Annotated in this window: 17 protein-coding genes; 6 read left to right on the top strand and 11 right to left on the bottom strand. The window is 55.2% G+C overall.

Going from position 1 to position 19,936, the window contains the following annotated elements; all coding sequences use genetic code 11:
• Nucleotides 1-13: 13 nt before the first annotated feature.
• Nucleotides 14-1,270, bottom strand: a complete 1,257-nt coding sequence (gene hemA / locus KK102_RS00085) for a glutamyl-tRNA reductase (protein ID WP_126545963.1) — start codon at nucleotides 1,268-1,270, stop codon at nucleotides 14-16.
• Nucleotides 1,271-1,471: 201 nt separating this feature from the next.
• On the opposite strand from hemA, the gene lolB reads away from it, so the two are divergent.
• The 4 genes from lolB to dauA all read left to right on the top strand — a co-directional run bounded on the left by lolB (nucleotide 1,472) and on the right by dauA (nucleotide 5,826).
• Nucleotides 1,472-2,083: a lipoprotein insertase outer membrane protein LolB gene (gene lolB / locus KK102_RS00080; RefSeq protein WP_010432909.1), complete on the top strand. Its 612-nt coding sequence runs from the start codon at nucleotides 1,472-1,474 to the stop codon at nucleotides 2,081-2,083.
• The gene (gene ispE, locus KK102_RS00075; RefSeq protein WP_216356650.1) at nucleotides 2,080-2,949 is read left to right on the top strand and encodes a 4-(cytidine 5'-diphospho)-2-C-methyl-D-erythritol kinase; all 870 of its coding nucleotides are present in this window, start codon (nucleotides 2,080-2,082) and stop codon (nucleotides 2,947-2,949) included. Before lolB ends, ispE begins: the two co-directional genes overlap by 4 nt.
• 125 nt (nucleotides 2,950-3,074) lie before the next feature.
• Nucleotides 3,075-4,022 (top strand): ribose-phosphate diphosphokinase, encoded by a 948-nt coding sequence (gene prs / locus KK102_RS00070; protein ID WP_003856663.1) that lies wholly within the window; start codon nucleotides 3,075-3,077, stop codon nucleotides 4,020-4,022.
• Nucleotides 4,023-4,146: 124 nt separating this feature from the next.
• On the top strand, nucleotides 4,147-5,826 hold the full coding sequence (gene dauA / locus KK102_RS00065; RefSeq protein ID WP_216356649.1) for a C4-dicarboxylic acid transporter DauA: 1,680 nt from the start codon (nucleotides 4,147-4,149) through the stop codon (nucleotides 5,824-5,826).
• Here the strand turns inward: dauA and KK102_RS00060 are convergent.
• A complete protein-coding gene (locus KK102_RS00060) occupies nucleotides 5,812-6,870 on the bottom strand; it encodes a MerR family transcriptional regulator (protein ID WP_216356648.1) in 1,059 nt (352 codons plus the stop codon). The genes dauA and KK102_RS00060 overlap by 15 nt on opposite strands.
• 121 nt (nucleotides 6,871-6,991) lie before the next feature.
• Complete coding sequence (ychH, locus tag KK102_RS00055; protein WP_042713911.1) at nucleotides 6,992-7,267, bottom strand: stress-induced protein YchH; 276 nt, start codon at nucleotides 7,265-7,267, stop codon at nucleotides 6,992-6,994.
• 274 nt (nucleotides 7,268-7,541) lie between these two features.
• Here ychH and pth point away from each other — a divergent pair, with 274 nt between their 5' ends.
• Both pth and ychF read left to right on the top strand, forming a co-directional pair.
• The gene (gene pth, locus KK102_RS00050) at nucleotides 7,542-8,126 is read left to right on the top strand and encodes an aminoacyl-tRNA hydrolase (protein ID WP_126545959.1); all 585 of its coding nucleotides are present in this window, start codon (nucleotides 7,542-7,544) and stop codon (nucleotides 8,124-8,126) included.
• A 126-nt stretch (nucleotides 8,127-8,252) separates the two neighbouring features.
• Nucleotides 8,253-9,347 (top strand): redox-regulated ATPase YchF, encoded by a 1,095-nt coding sequence (gene ychF / locus KK102_RS00045; protein WP_010432886.1) that lies wholly within the window; start codon nucleotides 8,253-8,255, stop codon nucleotides 9,345-9,347.
• Between the two features lie 58 nt (nucleotides 9,348-9,405).
• Here ychF and KK102_RS00040 read toward each other — a convergent pair whose 3' ends face one another.
• From KK102_RS00040 to KK102_RS00005, 8 genes are all read right to left on the bottom strand, one after another.
• Nucleotides 9,406-9,807, bottom strand: a complete 402-nt coding sequence (locus KK102_RS00040; RefSeq protein ID WP_244991812.1) for a hypothetical protein — start codon at nucleotides 9,805-9,807, stop codon at nucleotides 9,406-9,408.
• An 89-nt stretch (nucleotides 9,808-9,896) separates the two neighbouring features.
• Nucleotides 9,897-10,685, bottom strand: coding sequence for a macro domain-containing protein (locus tag KK102_RS00035; RefSeq protein ID WP_216356646.1), 789 nt, complete (start codon nucleotides 10,683-10,685; stop codon nucleotides 9,897-9,899).
• Entirely contained in the window at nucleotides 10,642-15,000 is a 4,359-nt protein-coding gene (locus KK102_RS00030; protein ID WP_216356645.1) for an RHS repeat-associated core domain-containing protein, read from the bottom strand. Before KK102_RS00030 ends, KK102_RS00035 begins: the two co-directional genes overlap by 44 nt.
• 3 nt (nucleotides 15,001-15,003) lie before the next feature.
• The gene (locus KK102_RS00025; protein WP_126545955.1) at nucleotides 15,004-15,444 is read right to left on the bottom strand and encodes a DcrB-related protein; all 441 of its coding nucleotides are present in this window, start codon (nucleotides 15,442-15,444) and stop codon (nucleotides 15,004-15,006) included.
• Nucleotides 15,445-15,519: 75 nt separating this feature from the next.
• Nucleotides 15,520-16,596, bottom strand: coding sequence for a hypothetical protein (locus KK102_RS00020; protein WP_216356644.1), 1,077 nt, complete (start codon nucleotides 16,594-16,596; stop codon nucleotides 15,520-15,522).
• 3 nt (nucleotides 16,597-16,599) lie between these two features.
• On the bottom strand, nucleotides 16,600-17,040 hold the full coding sequence (locus tag KK102_RS00015) for a hypothetical protein (RefSeq protein ID WP_338070871.1): 441 nt from the start codon (nucleotides 17,038-17,040) through the stop codon (nucleotides 16,600-16,602).
• A 120-nt stretch (nucleotides 17,041-17,160) separates the two neighbouring features.
• Nucleotides 17,161-17,598: a hypothetical protein gene (locus tag KK102_RS00010; RefSeq protein WP_244991811.1), complete on the bottom strand. Its 438-nt coding sequence runs from the start codon at nucleotides 17,596-17,598 to the stop codon at nucleotides 17,161-17,163.
• Between the two features lie 70 nt (nucleotides 17,599-17,668).
• A partial coding sequence (locus KK102_RS00005; protein WP_216356642.1) for a type VI secretion system Vgr family protein occupies nucleotides 17,669-19,936 on the bottom strand: 2,268 nt, incomplete at its 5' end.

Raw genomic sequence — 19,936 nt, 5'->3', positions numbered from 1 at the left:
TGGGTGTAGGGCGCTATTCCAGCCCGAGGCTGTTGCGCAGAATAGTCAGGCGTTCATCATCCCCGTCACGGGCAGCCTGCTGAAGAGATTTGGTTGGCGCATGGATCAGGCGGTTGGTCAGTTTCCACGCCAGATCCTGCATGATTGCATGTGCGTCACCGCCCTGTTCCAGGGCCGCTAACGCTTTGGCCGTCAGGTCATCACGCACCTGCTCAGCCTGTCCGCGGTACTCGCGGATGGTCTCGCTGACGCTTTGCGCGCGCAGCCAGGCCATAAACTCGCTGGTTTCCTGCTCAACAATGGTTTCCGCTTGAACCGCTGCCGCTTTACGCTGGGCAAGGTTGTGCGAAATGATGCTTTGCAGGTCATCCACGCTGTAGAGATAGGCGTTCGCCAGTTTGCCCACTTCGGGTTCAACATCACGCGGGACGGCAATATCAACCAGCAGCATCGGCTGATTACGGCGGGATTTCAGCGCACGCTCCACCATCCCTTTACCGATAATCGGCAGCGGGCTGGCGGTAGAACTGATAATAATATCCGCCTCTTTCAGGCGTTCATCGATGTCGCTCAGCGCAACAACCTCTGCGCCCACTTCGTCCGCGAGCACCTGCGCACGCTCGCGGGTGCGGTTGGCGATAATCATCTTTTTCACTTTATGCTCGCGCAGATGGCGCGCCACAAGTTCGATGGTTTCGCCCGCGCCCACCAGCAGCACGGTGACGGTCGACAGGGATTCAAAGATTTGACGAGCGAGGGTACAGGCCGCGAAAGCAACAGAAACCGCACTGGCGCCAATGTCGGTTTCGGTTCGCACTCGCTTTGCCACGGAGAACGACTTCTGGAACATACGCTCCAGCTCGCTGGCCTTCAGATGCCCTTTTTGCGAATCCGCAAACGCCTTTTTCACCTGCCCAAGAATCTGCGGCTCGCCCAGGACCAGCGAATCCAGCCCGCTGGCCACGCGCATGAGATGGCTGACCGCATCGTTGTCCTGATGCCAGTACAGGCTGTTGCGCAGTTCTTCTTCGTTGAGGTTGTGGTAGTCGCATAGCCAGCGGATCAGCGCCTCGTGCAGGTTATCCTGCTCTTCCACGCTGAGGTACAGCTCGGTACGGTTGCACGTCGAGAGCACCACGCCACCCTGCACCATAGGTTGTGCAAGCAGGCTGTCCAGCGCCAGGTCGAGCGTATCCGGCGAAAACGTCACGCGTTCTCGCAGTGAAACCGGGGCTGTTTTGTGGTTGATGCCGAGTGCTAATAGGGTCATGTTGAGCGGGAGTAGTACCAGCGTTAATAAGGTTAGCAGAACGCATCATACAGGATGCGCGAGATCAATAAAAGAGACAGCCCCCTTTCGGAGTAATAGGTTACACAACGCTTTGAGATAATTTGAACGTAGACGGTAGCCCCCTTCGACGCTAGCATTAACAGTTATAACTGCAACGTATCTCAAGGATTTGTCCTCATTATGACCCGACTGATTCGCCTGCTGCCGCTGGCGGCACTGGTTCTGACCGCATGTACCGTCACTCAACCAAAAGGCCCGGGCAAAAGCCCTGATTCACCGCAGTGGCGTCAGCACCAGCAGGACGTCCGTAATTTGAGCCAGTACCAGACCCGCGGCGCTTTCGCTTATCTCTCTGACGAGCAAAAGGTTTATGCCCGCTTCTTCTGGCAGCAGACGGGTCAGGACAACTACCGTCTGCTGCTGCTGAACCCGCTGGGCAGCACCGAGCTGGAGCTTATCGCGAAACCGGGTGAAGCGCAGATCACCGACAACAAAGGCCAGCACTACACCGCGACAGATGCCGAAGAGATGATTGGCAAGCTGACCGGAATGCCTATCCCGCTCAACAGCCTGCGCCAGTGGATCCTCGGCCTGCCGGGTGAGGCGACAGACTACCAGCTTGACGATCAATACCGTCTCAGCCAGGTGAACTACACTCAGAATGGCAAGACGTGGAAAGTGGTGTACAGCGCCTATGACAGCAAGAGTAAACCGTCGTTGCCGTCAAATATGGAGCTGACGCAAGGCAGCCAGCGCATCAAGCTGAAAATGGACAACTGGATCGTTAAATGATGACCCACTGGCCCTCTCCGGCGAAACTTAACCTGTTTTTATATATCACCGGCCAGCGCGCTGACGGTTATCACACCCTGCAGACCCTGTTTCAGTTTATTGACTATGGCGACACGATCGCCATTGAGCTGCGCCAGGACGGGCAGATTTGCCTGCTGACGCCCGTTGAAGGCGTGGCGCATGAGGACAACCTGATCGTGCGCGCCGCGCGTCTGCTGATGAAAGCCGCGGCGGAATCAGGTCGTCTGCCCTCAGGAAGCGGTGCGGATATCCGTATCGAGAAGCGTCTGCCAATGGGCGGCGGGCTGGGCGGTGGTTCATCTAACGCCGCGACGGTCCTGGTTGCGCTGAACCACCTCTGGGGCTGCGGGCTGTCAAAGGACGAACTGGCAGCCTTAGGCCTGACGCTGGGGGCGGATGTCCCGGTGTTTGTTCGCGGTCATGCGGCTTTTGCCGAGGGCGTAGGCGAGATCCTCACGCCGGTCGATCCGCCGGAAAAATGGTATCTGGTTGCCCACCCTGGCGTGAGCATACCAACGCCGGTCATCTTTAAAGATCCTGACCTGAAAAGAAATACCCCGGAACGGTCAATAGAAACGTTATTAAATTGTGAATTCAGCAACGATTGCGAGGATATCGCAAGAAAACGTTTTCGCGAGGTTGATGCGGTGCTTTCCTGGCTGTTAGAATACGCGCCGTCGCGCCTTACGGGTACAGGGGCCTGTGTCTTTGCTGAATTTGACACCGAATCCGCCGCTCGTCAGGTGCTTGAACAAGCGCCGGTTTGGCTGCATGGTTTTGTAGCACGCGGGATGAACACCTCCCCCCTACAGCAGACCATACTGGCGCAGACTGAGTTTCGGTGACAACGTCACCCTGTTCCAGACGTTGCATCGCGCTCTTTAATACACCGCCTGGATAGCCTTCGCCTGGCCCGCACAGTTTACGGCGAACGCTATCCACCACTGGACGCATGCCTGAGGTTCTTCTCGTGCCTGATATGAAGCTTTTTGCTGGTAACGCCACCCCGGAACTAGCACAACGTATTGCCAACCGCCTGTACACTTCCCTCGGCGACGCCGCCGTAGGTCGCTTTAGCGACGGCGAAGTCAGCGTACAAATTAACGAAAATGTACGCGGTGGTGATATTTTCATCATCCAGTCCACCTGTGCTCCAACAAATGACAACCTGATGGAATTGGTTGTTATGGTCGACGCCCTGCGTCGCGCTTCAGCAGGCCGTATCACTGCTGTAATCCCTTACTTCGGCTATGCCCGTCAGGACCGTCGCGTCCGTTCCGCGCGTGTGCCAATCACCGCTAAAGTTGTCGCTGACTTCCTGTCCAGCGTTGGCGTTGACCGCGTACTGACCGTTGACCTGCACGCAGAGCAGATCCAGGGCTTCTTCGACGTCCCGGTTGATAACGTATTCGGCAGCCCAATCCTGCTGGAAGACATGCTGCAGCTGAACCTGGACAACCCAATCGTGGTTTCTCCGGACATCGGCGGCGTGGTACGTGCTCGCGCTATCGCTAAGCTGCTGAACGATACCGACATGGCAATCATCGACAAACGCCGTCCGCGCGCTAACGTTTCTCAGGTGATGCACATCATCGGTGACGTTGCTGGCCGCGACTGCGTGCTGGTTGACGACATGATCGATACCGGCGGTACGCTGTGTAAAGCAGCTGAAGCGCTGAAAGAGCGTGGTGCCAAGCGCGTGTTCGCTTACGCGACCCACCCGATCTTCTCCGGTAACGCGGTAAACAACCTGCGCAACTCCGTCATTGACGAAGTGGTGGTATGCGATACCATCCCTCTGAGCGACGAGATCAAGGCACTGCCAAACGTGCGTACGTTGACCCTGTCCGGGATGCTGGCCGAAGCGATTCGTCGTATCAGCAACGAAGAATCCATCTCAGCAATGTTCGAACACTAATCGAACACGGCCGAAAAACCCGCTGCGGCGGGTTTTTTTGTCTCTGGGTTTTATTTGTATGATTAATGCCTCCTTCACCTGCCATTCACATGACAGATGATGCGCATACGGATGATAGATAATTGTGAAAAACGTAACCTCCTCACATGTTCTGCCCTTTCGCGCCTTCATCGACGCCTGCTGGAAAGAGAAATACACCTCCTCACGCTTTGTACGTGACCTGATTGCCGGGATCACCGTCGGCATCATCGCCATCCCGCTGGCGATGGCGCTGGCGATTGGCAGCGGCGTTGCGCCGCAGTACGGCCTGTACACCTCGGCCGTTGCCGGGATAGTCATTGCCCTGACGGGCGGCTCGCGCTTCAGCGTCTCCGGTCCGACCGCCGCCTTTGTGGTGATCCTCTACCCTGTTTCGCAGCAGTTTGGCCTGGCAGGCCTGCTGGTCGCCACCCTGATGTCCGGCGTCTTTTTGATTCTGTTTGGCCTGGCACGCTTTGGGCGGCTGATCGAGTACATTCCCCTTTCCGTAACGCTAGGGTTCACGTCGGGGATTGGTATCACCATCGGAACCATGCAGATCAAGGATTTCCTCGGTCTTCAGATGGCTCATGTTCCGGAACACTATTTACAGAAAGTGGGGGCGCTGTTTATGGCGCTGCCGACCGCCAACCTGGGCGACGCCGCCATTGGGATTGTGACGCTGGGCACGCTGATCGTCTGGCCTCGTCTGGGCATTCGGCTGCCGGGCCATCTGCCCGCCCTGCTGCTGGGCTGCGCGGTGATGGCTATCGTCAATATGTTCGGTGGTCATGTCGCCACTATCGGCTCGCAGTTCCACTACGTTCTGGCGGACGGCTCGCAGGGGAGCGGTATTCCGCAGCTGTTGCCGCAGCTGGTGCTGCCGTGGGACATGCCCGCCTCCAGCTTTACCCTAAGCTGGGATTCCCTGCGCGCCCTGCTTCCTGCCGCGTTCTCGATGGCGATGCTGGGGGCGATTGAATCTCTGCTCTGTGCCGTCGTTCTGGACGGGATGACCGGCACCAAGCACAAGGCCAACAGCGAGCTGGTCGGTCAGGGATTGGGGAACCTCGTCGCGCCGTTCTTCGGCGGTATTACCGCAACGGCGGCCATCGCGCGTTCCGCGGCAAACGTGCGCGCGGGGGCAACCTCACCCGTTTCGGCGGTTATCCACTCCGTGCTGGTGATCCTCGCCCTGCTGATCCTCGCCCCGCTGCTCTCATGGCTACCGCTTTCCGCCATGGCCGCCCTGCTGCTGATGGTGGCCTGGAACATGAGCGAGGCGCACAAGGTGGTGAACCTGCTGCGTCGCGCGCCGAAAGACGACATCATCGTGATGCTAATCTGCATGTCGCTGACCGTGCTGTTCGATATGGTTATCGCCATCAGCGTCGGGATCGTGCTGGCGTCCCTGCTGTTTATGCGCCGTATTGCGCAGATGACGCGCCTTTCCCCGGTTAACCTGGAGGTGCCTGACGACGTGCTGGTGCTGCGCGTGATTGGCCCGCTGTTCTTCGCCGCGGCGGAAGGTCTGTTCAGCGATCTGGAGTCCCGCATCGCGGGAAAACGGGTTGTGGTGCTGAAATGGGATGCCGTACCGGTGCTGGATGCGGGCGGGCTGGATGCCTTCCAGCGTTTTGTGAAACGTCTACCGGAAGGCTGCGAACTGCGGGTGAGTAACCTGGAGTTTCAGCCACTGCGCACCATGGCGCGCGCGGGCGTGCAGCCTGTCCCTGGCCGCCTTGCCTTCTACCCTAACCGCGAAGCCGCGTTAGCGGATCTGTGAGCCACCTGATGCAGAGAAACGTCTCTGCATCATCACCCCGATCGCCTGCTGGAGCCATGCAAGCACGGCAGGCGTCATCCAGGTTCCCTTCATCAGATGCGGCTCCTGCTGCATGGCCGTGCGAAACTTCTGCTGGGTCTCCGGGCTAGTGCCCGCGTAAGACTGGAACAATGTCAGCCAGTTTTCAGCCAGCTTTAGCGCATCATCAGAGGCGGGGTCGATATTTTCCCGCAGCGCCTGATGCAGTTTCGCCACCAGCGGCGGCCACTCCATCATGCGGTCAAAGTAGTGTGCCCGGGTAAAGGCCATCTCTTCGGGAGTAAGGTACTTCTCCCATATTTTTAGCTTTGATTCCGCAAACGCGCGCGTAATGTAATCCGTCATCTCCGGCGTGATGCCGGTTTGCGCCTGCATCTGTGGCTCTACGCTGTGCATCTCGTTCAGCCGGGTGAGAAATTCCGGCTTGCCCGCCGTATCCTGCTCCAGGCGTTCCATCCAGCGCGTCGCCAGGTCCATGGCCCGCGGGTCCGTAACGGGTATGTACTGTTTCAACAGCGTGTTTGCCTCTGTAACCAGCCCTGACCAGATAGCCGCCAGCGCATCCTTCTGCACCGCAAACGGCAGCTGCTGTAACTCTTCTTTGCTAAACCAGCGATCGTACATATTCATTAACTCCAGAGTCTGTAGCCAGGATTCCAGATCCGGCGTCGCATCGTCAATAAGCCCGGTCCGCAGCTCCACCAGCCGGTCGCGCAGCGTATGTATGCTGCGCAGCTGTTGATCCAGCAGCGTGATTTGCGCATCGAGTAACTCGGTTAACGACAGCGACTCCTGTTCCAGAAAATCCCTGATTTCAGCAAGTTCCAGCCCCGCTTTTGCCAGCGCCTGAATCATGTGCAGACGCTGGACATCCGCCAGGTTGTAAAGCCGGTAACCTGCCGCGCTTCTGGCAGAAGGCAGCAACAACCCTGTTTGCTCATAGTGGTGCAATGTCCGCACGGTGATCCCGGCACGTTTCGCCAGCTCCCCCACCTGAATCAACATAACTGCTCCTTTTTCTTTGCCAGTGGCATCACTCTGGAGCCTTACGTTACGTGAGGGTCAACCCATGATGCAAAAAAAAACGGCTCCCCAGGGAACCGTTTCGGTGTTCTTCATCGTAGCACTAGCTGTGCTTATGCTGATCGCGACGACAGCGTTTGTCGTAGTGGCGCACCCACCAGTACTTGTCACACACTTCCTCATGGCCGCTCACGCGAGCCCCCGCCAGCCATAATACCGCACCAATGAAGATGCTCAATATCGCGCCATGCGCGAAGTATTGCGGGAGATCAAACTGTGGTAACTGGTTTAAAATTGAATAACCCACCCCGGCTACCATCACGAACAGCCCCAACCCCATCAGCACGTTACCGAGTATTGAAGCGTTTTTGCGTTTCATATGTCACCTCCGGAACTTTGGGTTGTCAGGGGAAAAGCCCCTAATCCTTGTGTGTAAAGTATAGACAACGCCCCTTTTATGTGTTGCGTGAATGATCACAATTACAGATAACGCCCAAACAAAAGTTTACAAATAAGGCTTTGAACAGCTTGAAATTCTAATTGTTCAGATCAGAAATTATTCGTATTTCGCTGTGATGGTCGCAGAATTTTGTCAAGCGGCGCGCCAGACAGTAAACTACGGGCCAGATCTGGAACCCATTAGGAATTGAATCGTGACGATTAAACTGATTGTCGGCCTCGCCAACCCGGGCGCAGAGTATGCGGCCACCCGCCACAACGCCGGGGCATGGTACGTCGATCTGCTGGCCGAGCGGTTACGTGCTCCCCTGCGTGAAGAACCTAAATTCTTCGGCTATACCTCACGTATCAACCTTGCTGGCGCGGATGTTCGCCTGCTGGTCCCCACCACGTTTATGAACCTGAGCGGTAAAGCCGTGGCGGCGATGGCAACGTTTTATCGCATCAATCCGGATGAAATTCTGGTGGCTCACGATGAGCTGGATCTCCCGCCTGGCGTAGCAAAATTCAAACTGGGCGGCGGGCACGGCGGCCACAACGGTCTTAAAGACATCATCAGCAAGCTGGGAAATAACCCGAATTTCCACCGTTTGCGCATCGGAATCGGTCATCCGGGCGATAAAAACAAAGTTGTCGGTTTCGTACTCGGTAAGCCCCCGGTTTCTGAGCAGAAACTGATTGACGAAGCGGTAGACGAAGCGGCGCGCTGCACCGAAATCTGGCTGAAAGACGGGCTAACCAAAGCAACAAACCGCTTGCACGCTTTCAAAGCGCAATAATCCACCCGGTACGGCATTTTTACCGCGCGTCATGCGGGTTACGTGTATAATAGGCGTAGTTATTTACTTTTCATCAGTCGGTTATCGTTAACGGATTGATTATCAAGATATTAAGGTGATTTAGAAATGGGATTCAAATGCGGTATCGTCGGTCTGCCAAACGTGGGCAAATCCACCCTGTTTAACGCGCTTACCAAAGCGGGTATCGAAGCGGCGAACTTCCCGTTCTGTACCATCGAACCTAATACCGGCGTTGTGCCAATGCCTGATCCGCGTCTGGACCAGCTCGCGGAAATCGTGAAGCCGCAGCGCATTCTGCCAACCACCATGGAGTTCGTGGACATCGCGGGCCTGGTAAAAGGCGCATCCAAAGGTGAAGGTCTGGGGAACCAGTTCCTGACCAACATCCGTGAAACCGAAGCGATCGGTCACGTTGTGCGCTGCTTCGAGAACGACAACATTATTCACGTCAACAACAAAGTGGATCCGGCCGACGACATCGACGTCATCAACACCGAGCTGGCGCTCTCCGATCTCGACACCTGCGAACGCGCGATTCATCGCGTGCAGAAGAAAGCCAAAGGCGGGGACAAAGATGCAAAAGCGGAACTCGCTGCGCTGGAAAAATGTCTGCCACAGCTGGAAAACGCGGGCATGCTGCGCGCGCTGAAAAACCTGACTGAAGAAGACAAGGCGGCGATCAAATACCTGAGCTTCCTGACCCTGAAGCCAACCATGTACATCGCCAACGTTAACGAAGATGGTTTCGAGAACAACCCGTACCTGGACAAAGTGCGTGAAATCGCCGCGGCGGAAGGTTCTGTGGTTGTTGCCGTGTGCGCTGCCGTTGAATCTGATATCGCCGAGCTGGACGATGCCGACCGTGAAGAGTTCATGGCCGAGCTGGGTCTGGAAGAGCCGGGCCTGAACCGCGTGATCCGCGCAGGCTATGAGCTGCTGAACCTGCAGACCTACTTCACCGCAGGCGTGAAGGAAGTGCGTGCGTGGACCATCCCTGTGGGTGCAACTGCGCCTCAGGCGGCTGGTAAAATTCACACTGACTTCGAGAAAGGCTTTATTCGTGCGCAGACCATCGCGTTTGAAGACTTCATCACCTACAAGGGTGAGCAAGGCGCGAAAGAAGCAGGCAAGATGCGTGCAGAAGGGAAAGATTACATCGTTAAAGATGGCGATGTGATGAACTTCCTGTTTAACGTTTGATTGGTTTTGAATGAAAAAAATCCACGCTTGGGCGTGGATTTTTTTTAAGTTAACGAACTTAAGCCCTCTTGCGCAGATAGAACTCAAGGTATTTTTTAGGTCTATCCTGAAATGCTCGTTCTTTGCCGTAATTATAAGCATCGTTAAAATATCTATACGCTTCATCGAATTGATTCAGCTCGTAACAGACCATACCCAGGTCGATTAATGGTGCAGTGTCTATATCCGATCCACGTGTCCGTAATGTCGTCTCTCCCCATTTCTTTGCCTCAGCGTAATCCGCGAGATCAAAATATGCGCTGTACATGCAGGCAGAGATCCAGTTGGCAAATTCAGATTCGAGCTTTGGTTCAGGAAGAGCTTGCCAGGCTTTTTGGTATTGCTCTAAAGCCTCGGCGTATTTTTGGTTGTCGTGTAACTCGTTTCCTTGATCAATTGTATTTGTTATAGATATTTGCATACTAAACCCCTTACCCATTTAAATAAAAGCATCCTTTCTTAAACAACAGCCAAATATAATAGAATGCATTTCTAAATTTTTATTGCAGATTATAAAGTTATTACATTGCAATCAATCATCTTATAGCAAATTTTTTTTAGTATTAATGCCTCTATAACATTCCAATCACCTCCACCTAGACCTGCCCCTATCCTTGGCATTTGTATTGAAAGGCGGTGCGCTAAAGCAAAGTCAGATAATTTTTCAAGACAAACATCCAGGGATTGATAACATACGTATTGCTTTTTGTCATTGATATTTTTCTTTATACCATCCTGCGCATACATATTAGCAATAAATATTTGCTCTTGATCATCAACCTTGACAAAATCAATCATCCCTAGTTCTGGGATATTATTTTCTTTAAAGCTACTGAGATAGTGTTTCTTTGCAGCAGGATATTTATTTGAAAGGGACAGAACAAAACCTTTACCCCATTTTCCTTTATTATTCACAATATGAGCAATAACTGTGGATTTTTTCAAAGGTTCCACAGCATCTCCAGATAAGTAATTTATTCTCTTTTTTTCTTGCAATGAAACCGTTGATCTTTCCCAGATAGCTTCAAATTCATCATTTGAAATTTCTTCAGCTTCACTTAAGTCCAAATCGCTTTTTTTTCCATCATACAGCAGAAAACCAATTTTATCGTTTTTATCTAGCAAAGAGGAAGAGGCATAATAATCACCATTTATAATATTTATTTGCCGTGTAGCCACCTCTCCTATAAATTCATTGAGAATAATTCCTTCGCCTGCAATAAAATCCACGCTCCCTTTGTAATATTTTTTCACCTCAACCACAACTCCTCCCACTTTTAACAATTCTTTTAGAGACATCGAGATCTTTTGTGTTTAAGATCAAGAATGTGTTTTTCCGGGGTTCAATTACATCTAAGCCAGTAACATCTATTTCGACAAAATGACTTATACCTTTTAATTTTCTCGCATCACCATATATATCAGCTGCTAATTGGCCGAGAGACATTTTTCCACTTCCTCCAACATCTTTGAGTGTTCGTCCGCCAATCATTTCAGGTCTGATATTAGTGAAGTATTGTCCATCCCCGAAGCGAGCATGTATATCTCCTGATGAAGGTCTAATTACACCACTTTCCGTGATACCTTTCATGCCTTCTTCAGTTGTATAGTGAATCAATGTTTTAGGCGTCAACCCCCACGGATCCACCCACCCCAGCGCATTCGGCGCATACTGGTAAAGGTTTATCCCCCCCGCCAGCCCTATCGGGTCCTGCTGCGTAAACCTTCCGCAATCCGGGTCATAATACCGGAACAGATTGTAGTGCAGCCCTGTCTCACGGTCCAGGTATTGCCCCTGCATTCGCAGGTTCTGAGAATATCCTGATACCTGCGTCTCGCTTTCCCGCAGCAGCTTGCCCCAGGCGCTGTTCACCCCTTCCCAGCGCACCTGCCCTTCGATATCCGTCATCCGCTCCGGCGTGCCGTTGGGCTGGCAGTGGAACCAGAAAATCTCCGGCGCTTCCACGCCGTCAATACGCGCCAGTGGGTCGTAGCTGTCCTGATCGCTGTAGACGTAGGTGAGCGGCACATCCCCGTGCACCTCCTGAAGCAGGCGGAACCCTTCCCAGACAAACCGGGTGGTGACCGGCACGCCGGTTGGCTGTCCGCCCAGCATCTGGCGGCGCGTTTTGCTGATGCGTCGCCCGAGCGGATCGTAGCGGAAGCTGACCTGCATTTGCGGCCTGTTGCGGTCCCGCGGCTGGCTGATAACCTCCGTCAGGCGATGCTCGCCGTCGTAGCGGTAGTGCCAGCGGGTCTGACCGTTATCTTTCTCCACGGTGCGGCCGTGGATGTCATACCGCCAGCGAATGCCGTTCAGCTGCGTCAGGCGGTTGTGCGTAACCTTCTCAGCAGATCCTTCGAGCGGGTTACCGGCAGCATCCCAGCGCCACTGCTCCTGTCCGGGCAGCGTGCCGTCCTGCACCAGCAGACGCCCGGCGCTGTCGTACTGCCAGCGGTACCAGCTGAACGGGTTATCGTCCCGCTCTTCGCGCACCAGGTTATTGCGGTAGTCGTAATCCCAGCGGCGGGACCAGCGGCGCGGCGACGGGCGTTGCGCATTGCCGGTAAAGACGTCCCGGCGATGCAGTCGGCCGAGGCGGTCATACTCGCTGCGGGTGGTCAGCAGCCCCTGGGTGCGGCTGGTCTCGCGGTGGAGTTCGTCGCGGGTAAAATCAGTGACCGACAGCTTATCGAGCGCAATGCTAAGCAAATGCCCGCTGCCGTAGTAAAACTGCTTCAGCTCGCGGCCATCGGGCAGCTTAACGGAGGTGCGGTTGCCCAGCGCATCATACTCCCACGCCAGCTCACCGTGCTCGCCCGCTTCGCGCGTGACGCGACCGAGCGCGTCATACTCAAAGGCAAGCTCCTGCTCAGCCTCGGTAGTCCACGCGTCGGCTGAAAGCGCCGGATGCAGCCCAATCCTGCTTAACAGCCCGGACGGCGTGTAGTGGTAGCGGGTCTGGCCTTCCGGCGTGGTGCGGGCGACCAGCTGGCCGCTCGCGCTCCAGCCGAAGGCGTGGGTGATGGCCTCCGGATGGCCGGCGGCAAAGGTGCGCGCTATCGTGCGCCCGCAGGCGTCGTAGCGATACTGCGAGGCCACGCCATCGAGCCCCACCTCTTCCAGCAGCAGCGAGTCTGCACCCCAGCGGAACCGATACGCTTCGCCGTTTTCGTTTTCCAGGGCAATCAGACGCCCGCGGCTGTCCCAGCGGCGACGAACCTCCTCACCCTGAGTATTACGGGTGGCGGTTAAGCGCCCCGCCTCGTCGTATCTGAACTCGCTCTCTTTCCCGTCGGCGCCCGCATGCTTCACCGGCAGGCCGCGTTCGTTCCATTTGAGCGATTCCGTCCAGCCTTCCGGGCGATCGAGCTGCACCGGACGCCCTGCGGCGTCGTAGCGGTAGCGCGTCTCTTCGCCGTCGGCGCTAATCTCTGCCACCAGCCAGCCCAGCGGATGATAGCGGTAGCGGCTAATACGCCCGGAACAGTCCGTCGCACGAACGATCTGTCCGGCCTCGTTGTACTCCTGGTAGCGGCTGTTGCCGGCGGCATCGACCTCTTCAACCACCTGGCCGAACGCGTCCCGGTGCAGCTGCGTCGTCTGCCCCATCGGATCCACCACGCGCTTCAGCCCGTGGTGTTCGTCGTACCAGAACCGGGTGGCGCTGCCGTCGGCCTCGATAATGGCGGCGGGAAGCGCGCGGTGCTCCAGCCAGGTGGTGGTGCGGGTATTGCCGTCGGCATCGGTCTCCTGCACCCGGTTGCCCATCTCGTCATAGACGAAGGTGACGGCGTTGCCGAGCGGATCGATGCGACGCGTCAGAAGTTCGTTGTCGTCCCACTCGTAGCGCCAGTTTTCACCGCGCTCGTCGACGTAGCGGACAATCAGATTCTGCGCGTTCCAGTAGTGCCGGCGCGTCTGACCGTCATAGTGCTCAACGGTCGTCAGCCCTGCGGTTAAATCGTAGCTAAAGCGGCACCCGTCGCCGGTGCTGGTGCGGTTTTCCACCACGCGCCAGTGGTCGAATTTTTTCCAGCGGTATTCGCTCTCCAGACCGCCCGGCATCCGGTGCCAGACCATCAGGCCGTGGTCGTTATAGCGGTATTCACGCGTCACCACGCCGGAGGCATCCGTCGCGCTCGCCAGCTGTCCGCGTGCGTCGTAGCCCCACAGCATTAGCGGCCATGTCTGGCTGCCGTCGAAATGGCTGGCTGCGGTCACGCGCTGCGGAAATCGTTCATCGTCATAGCGCAGGGTGACGTCGATTGCCCGCGGCTCGTCGTGAAGACCAACCAGCCTGCCGTGCTCGTCCCACGCCGTCAGCAGCGCGTTACTGTATTCGTCGCTGAGCGAGGCCAGACGCAGGATGGAGGGATTCGCCCGGGTCGGTTTATACAGTCGCCACACCGCACCGTCATCGTCGGCAATCGCCACGTCGCCGCTCTCATTGCGGCGGATAATGATGCCTTCGCTTATGCTGTAAAACGCGCGGTCGACAGGCGGCAGCTCGAAGCTCAGCTCGCGCCCGGTTTCGTCGAACCAGGTAGCGTTGTTTTCTTCCAACGCCAGATAGCTGTCAAAGGTGGTTGCCCAGCCCAGACCGAACAGCCCTTCGCGGGTAGTCAGGCTGTTGTAGCTGCGCTGCCAGCGAAGCGGAAAGCGCCCCGGCAGCGAGAAATCGAGCTCGTCGTCGTCATTCAGCACCTTCACGCCGGTGGCGGCGTGAACCGGGTGCGAGGAGCCAAACACGGCATTCACCGCCATATCGGCCAGCATCCCGCCGCCCGCTGCCGCCAGCGCGCAGGGCATATTTTTCAGGATCTTGCCCGGACGCCCGCGCAGCAGGGAGAGCGCAATCATCCCCAGCGCCAGGCCCGGCGTTTTACCGCTTTTGATATCGCGAACCGTGAGCGTGTCGCCGCCGATGATCACGTTCGGGGAGACATCGTCGGACACGGTACCTTCGCAGGTGGTGCGATCCTTCGCGCGCACCGCGGGCTGCCCGTTGATAAAGACGCTTTTAGAGCCTTCCGCCAGATACTGCGGCCCGGAGTGCTTTTCGCAGGCAACCTTGTCTTCTTCCAGCGGCGAGGTTCCCGCGGCGGCAGAGGCCACGCTCGGCTGCCACATCTCGCTGCCAAACTGTCCGGCGGCGGAAAGCAGCATGCCCGCATAATCGGCAAAGCTGCCGGGCGACTGCGGCTCAGGGGACGGGGTATCAGCGGGCGTCAGCGTGCCTGCCGCGCGTGCGGCGGGGATTGCGTTGGTCAGAACGTTGTTCGAACCGGTGGTAATTTTGCCCGCAGGCGACGGCGGGAAAAGCGCATTGCCTAAGCCTTCCGCGGCGTTGCTGATATCGTCGGTAATACCCGCCACGTTCGCCAGCACGCCACCGATAATCCCGCTTAACAGACAGCTGGATCCAATTGCCGCCACGCCTGCGGCGGCTGCCCCCGCTCCCAACAAGGGTGCCGCTACGGTTGCTGCTGCGCCTACCGCCGCACCGATCACCGCATAGGCGGCACCTTCCGCCACAATGCTGGTGATATCAGCAAAAATGCTGGAGTGAATAATCTCGTCGCCCTTACGGGCCGCGTTGTTATCGCTCATGCCTTAAACGTTCCGGTTGTCGTTTAGCGTCAGACTCTGCTTAAGCGCGCTCCAGCGCACCTCGTCCTCTTCGGTGAATGCTCTGAGCGCCGAGAGGGTAAAAATCATCAATACCGGTTTGCCCGGCGTCTGCACGGCCAGCTGTTTTTGCCACAGGCGCTGTCCGTTACGGTCAAACGTGGTCTCAACTTCCAGCCCGTTAATGTTTCCGTCAGGCCCGGCTTTCACATGCTGGAATTCGCTCTGAGCGATCTCACCCATCTGAGGACGCAGCACGTCCCACTGGCGGTTAAACTCCTGTTCGTAGTCGCTTCCATCGGGGATCACGCCGCGGCTGACCACTACGGACAGCCCGCTTTCGTCATCGCGAATAATGTTCATGCTGTTATCCTGCCAGGCAGCAGGAAAAAGGGAAAACGAACCTTCCTGGAGGGTGTATTTCATAAGTGAACTCGGGATGATTAATATTGTGATAAACAAGAAGGCCAATCGATGCTGGCCTTTTGGCTGGCTGTGTAGTTATTTAAGCCACTGGCCTGACTGTTCGACTAAAACATGGCTGCCTTTGCTGACAACCAATTTCACGGGTGCATACGTCACGGTGTAAACGGTCTCGCCATTCCTGTACGTTGAGCCGATTATTTTACCTGCGAGGTCGTGTAACGTTTTTCCCTTTAAGGAGATCGTACTGTTATCGCTTTTGCGCACACCGAGATAAACCATCTGGTCACATTCACCCTCGAAACGCCCGCACTTATTTATCAGAGAGATAGTGAACTTTTCGGTGTCCAGTTTTCTGGTTTCCGCGTTTTGAACCGAAGCGGCTTTACGTAACGTATAACGCAGCGGAGCATAATCATTTCCTTTTTGTGGAGGCGTTACCAGACGCCATTCCATTTCACTCCCCTTGATTTCCAGAACAGCCCGTCCGCCTACACCGCCAAACGATGAGTTAAACGCTACGTTCGCACGGTTTCCCGCGATCGTACCGCTAAGATTTCGCTCATCTTCTTCAGGGCAGTCAATGCGGTTGCCTCTCTGGGAGATATAGCAATAAGACCCGGTGATACGGTTTCCTGATTCAGTCAACCGCAGGGTTAAGGTTGAGTCGTCGCCAGCGCCGCCTGCCCATACCCCGTCAAACGCAGGTTTCGATTGGCTGTTCGCTGCAAACTGCTTCGTATGGAATCTGGCGGCCCATTGCTGGATATCAGCATTCATACCCGGGCTATTATCAGAGGATTGGTAATAGATTACGTCCGACTCCGGAACCACCCAGGCCGCAAAGATTTTACCGTCAGGATCGATAACCAGCGCGGACGCGTTCTCCAGATAAAGATCTTTTAGCCAGCCTTCAACAAACAATCCTTCACCGATGGTGGTATGGGGTTCACCGAAGACATCAAAGTTATCAATAAAGGTCTGATAGTGATTTCCCATCGTCTTCCTGAGAGTGTCTGTCACTTCACTGTTGTTAATAATGCGACTGACCGTGTCCAGCTTATTGTATTGCGATAATTCAAGCGCCGTTGACGTTTCAACGCCACCTGTAACTAAAGCGGTTAACAATACAACTGCAAGATATTTTTTGGCCATAACTTACTCTGAAGTACCATTTTCGTAATTCATTGTAATTTTAATAACCTTACTGTCTTTAACCTCAAAAGAGAGCAATTTCTTACCCAATTCACAGGAAACCCACTGCTCCCCTGAATCATTTTCGACCTGACCATCGCCGTATGCATTGTTCAGTTCTCTGGTTGTTGAACCCACATGAACTCCAGGCGGCGTTGAAATATCTGAGGCAGTCAGCGTAATCTGGGAGACGATATAATCGTCAACGCTTCTTTCTGCTTTATCCCACCAGAGATTGGAACTGAATATTTCAAACCCAGCCTTTTGATGCTGGTAGAATTTATAGTTCGTTCCATCAAGAGGAATCTCACCGATAAAATGGCCTTCCAACGGCACGTCAATTTTACGGGCAATATCAGGAGTCCATCTATCGCCCAGGGCGACAGGCTGGTTTTTGATTTGCACAGAAATATCGGCGTGTGTTTTTTCACGTTAATCGTCACTGACTTGATGTAAATTACGCTTTTCACGGATGCTGCAAACCGGTAGCGAAATACCCGTGCCGGCAGGAAAACACAACGCTTATTAACGATCGTATCGTGACATAACGACTCGGTTCAGGCATTCCTGGTTCATTACAGGAAAACTAAATGCCCATGCGAGCCCACGCTCATCAGTGGCGGTTCGATATCCAACAGATTGCCCTGCGGTATTCCCACGTGGAATATTTGATAACTTAAGATCCGGAAAATGCGCTTTGACCTGGTCGAGCGTAATGCAAGGCTGTTCGATTACAAAAGAAACAAGTGAAACACTATCGTCTTCATTCCCCCATAAACGAACATCTAAATCGCTGATACGTGTTCCATCAGATAATGTGAATGGAACCGACGTATAACGATCTTTCGTTTCTGGATTTTTTTTGATGAGTGGTTGATTGAGAAGTTTACTTACGTCCTCGGCCTGTTTTCCCCATACTGTTTTGAGTTCTTTAACAATATGCCATAAAGAATCTTGGTTCATGTTTGTTTGTCCTGCGTAAGAAGATGTTGAAAAGAGTGGGAGCAAAAAAAGGATGGTGTTTTTTGTCATTCTACTTACCATAGAAACTCCCGTAATAATCGCTGTAGTTGAGATCGGTACCCGAAGCTATTTCGCCTTTACCATAGACTTTACCTATAGCTTTTGCTGCATCAACGCGCGACAGCTCACCACTTATCATTTTATCATAGGCAGCATTGTAAGCTTTGAGATTTTCAGGGCTTCCCGCTATATCAATATCAATCCCGCCATTTCCCAAGATTTCACGCTGTATTTTGATATTATTCAATGTTGCACCACCTTCATCCATAAGCTGGCTGTTAACGAAATTTTCTTTACTGGAATAGTCCGCTGCAACAGGATATGTTGCATGCCCTGCTTCATGAGCCAGTGTTTGTACTGTATTGGCTGTGTCTTCCATGTGTTCGGGATCCATAACGATCAGTTTATTATCCGAATCAGTATAACTTCCCCCTCCAGTCGCACCTGGTTGAATCGCCCATCCCTTGTCTTTCAAATCTTTTAACTGAGTTTGAAGAGTAGGCGACTTATTGATTTCTTTTACAACATCGTCATTGAAAGGCATAACGTCTGAACCGTTCGGACTATTTTTGTACACGTAATTACCTTTCAAAGGGGGAGCTGTTGTTGAAGCTGACGCAGGAGCCGGTTTCGATTGGCCTACTGCAGGAGCCGCAACGGGGGCGGGACGATTAGCGCTCTCTTGCGGCGCAAACTTCGCCTGCACCGCCGCATCAATATCCCCTTTATGCCCCGATCCCGGTGCCGTCGTACCCGGCTTTGTACCAGAGGTATTCAGATGCAGCTTACCGCCCGTGGTGATATACCCATCCCCTTCCACGAAAAAGTTAAACTCTTTGCCGATGAGGTTAATCTTGCCGTTAGCGTTGAGCTCAATGGCGCTCTCACCGGAGACCAGCCGCAGCTTCGTCCCGGAAGCAATGACGTACTGCTCCACCGCCGCGTCCAGCTTGCCTTTCCCCGTCAGGATCTCGGTTCCGCCTTTCACGGCCTGGGTCTGATTCGCTTCCACGCGATGCAGTTCGTTTTTCTTAACGTAATGGCTACGCGCCCCGCCGACGCTGTGCGTTTCATCATTTTTAACGCTGGTGTCCATGTTACGCTCGGCCTGGATCCACACCTGCTCTGCGCCCGCTTTATCCTCAAACCGCAGGGCGTTGGCATTGTCCACGGAGCCCCCCTTAGAGCGGCTCATAAAGCCCATCTGCGTCGCCGCGGCCGGCAGCGCCCACGGCGGCATGCTGGCTTCATTGTACACGCGACCGGTAATGATCGGACGGTCCGGATCCCCGTTGATAAAGTCCACCACCACCTCATCGCCCACGCGCGGGATTTGCACCCCGCCGTAGCCCTGGCCCGCCCACGCGCTCGACACGCGCACCCAGCAGGAGCTGGTATCATCGCCCTTCGCCAGACGGTCCCAGTGGAACTTCACCTTCACCCGGCCGTATTTGTCCGTCCAGATACTCTCCCCGTTCGGCCCCACCACTTTCGCCGTCTGCGGGCCGTAGGTGCGCGGCCACGCCGTGCTCTGCACCGGGCGGTAGGCCACCGCCGACGGGATGACCGTGAAATCGGTGCGGTGAATGGTCTCCCCCTCACCGCTGGCATAGCGGTTCTCTTCGAGGTGGTAACCCGCCGCCGTCACCAGATATTCACCGTTGTCGCTGAAGAACGGCGCGTTGGTTAACGTGAAGGTGTGCCCCGGCGCAATCCCCGCCGCCGTCGCGGTGGCCTGAATCTGCTGATGCTCCACCTGCCAGCGCTCCTGGCGGATACGGGCATAGAACTCCCCGTGCCCCTTGTCCACAAAGCGACCCGGCCAGTCGTACACGTCGATGCTGCCCGGCTTCGGCGACGCCGGGTTCTGCTGGGCCTGGAACAGCCACGCGTTCGGCTTGCGGAAGTCATAGTCGTCGAGGCTGTAAATCCCCGGCGTCACGCTGTCCTCCAGCGCCCACTGGCTGATGCCCTCTTCATCCGTACTGCCGCCTGACGGCGTCTGATGGTAAGGAATGACCTCATAGCCGCTGAACGGCTGGTACTGCGTGGCGGCGTCGGTGAGCACCAGAGTATGCTTGTCCGCCTCATGGCGGAAGTGATACGCAATCCCCTCCAGCTCCATCAGGCGGCTGATGAAGTCCAGGCTCGACTCCTGATACTGCACGCAGTAGTCCCACACGCGGTAGCTGCCGGTGAGTTTATCCTCAACGTTGACCTGATGCTCACCGAGCAGGGTTTTCACAATCTGCGGCACCGTCTGCCCCTGGAAAATACG

Origin of the sequence: Enterobacter quasimori, from assembly GCF_018597345.1 — a bacterium.
In the GTDB taxonomy this organism is placed as follows: Bacteria; Pseudomonadota; Gammaproteobacteria; order Enterobacterales; family Enterobacteriaceae; genus Enterobacter; species Enterobacter mori.
This window is presented reverse-complemented; position numbering and strand designations above follow the sequence as displayed.

Excerpts from the sequence above, each read along its gene's own strand:
- hemA (WP_126545963.1), bottom strand. The coding sequence starts at position 1,270 with ATGACCCTATTAGCACTCGGCATCAACCACAAAACAGCCCCGGTTTCA.
- lolB (WP_010432909.1), top strand. The coding sequence starts at position 1,472 with ATGACCCGACTGATTCGCCTGCTGCCGCTGGCGGCACTGGTTCTGACC.
- ispE (WP_216356650.1), top strand. The coding sequence starts at position 2,080 with ATGATGACCCACTGGCCCTCTCCGGCGAAACTTAACCTGTTTTTATAT.
- KK102_RS00060 (WP_216356648.1), bottom strand. The coding sequence starts at position 6,870 with ATGTTGATTCAGGTGGGGGAGCTGGCGAAACGTGCCGGGATCACCGTG.
- ychH (WP_042713911.1), bottom strand. The coding sequence starts at position 7,267 with ATGAAACGCAAAAACGCTTCAATACTCGGTAACGTGCTGATGGGGTTG.
- ychF (WP_010432886.1), top strand. The coding sequence starts at position 8,253 with ATGGGATTCAAATGCGGTATCGTCGGTCTGCCAAACGTGGGCAAATCC.
- KK102_RS00040 (WP_244991812.1), bottom strand. The coding sequence starts at position 9,807 with ATGCAAATATCTATAACAAATACAATTGATCAAGGAAACGAGTTACAC.
- KK102_RS00035 (WP_216356646.1), bottom strand. The coding sequence starts at position 10,685 with ATGTCTCTAAAAGAATTGTTAAAAGTGGGAGGAGTTGTGGTTGAGGTG.
- KK102_RS00030 (WP_216356645.1), bottom strand. The coding sequence starts at position 15,000 with ATGAGCGATAACAACGCGGCCCGTAAGGGCGACGAGATTATTCACTCC.
- KK102_RS00025 (WP_126545955.1), bottom strand. The coding sequence starts at position 15,444 with ATGAAATACACCCTCCAGGAAGGTTCGTTTTCCCTTTTTCCTGCTGCC.
- KK102_RS00020 (WP_216356644.1), bottom strand. The coding sequence starts at position 16,596 with ATGGCCAAAAAATATCTTGCAGTTGTATTGTTAACCGCTTTAGTTACA.
- KK102_RS00010 (WP_244991811.1), bottom strand. The coding sequence starts at position 17,598 with ATGAACCAAGATTCTTTATGGCATATTGTTAAAGAACTCAAAACAGTA.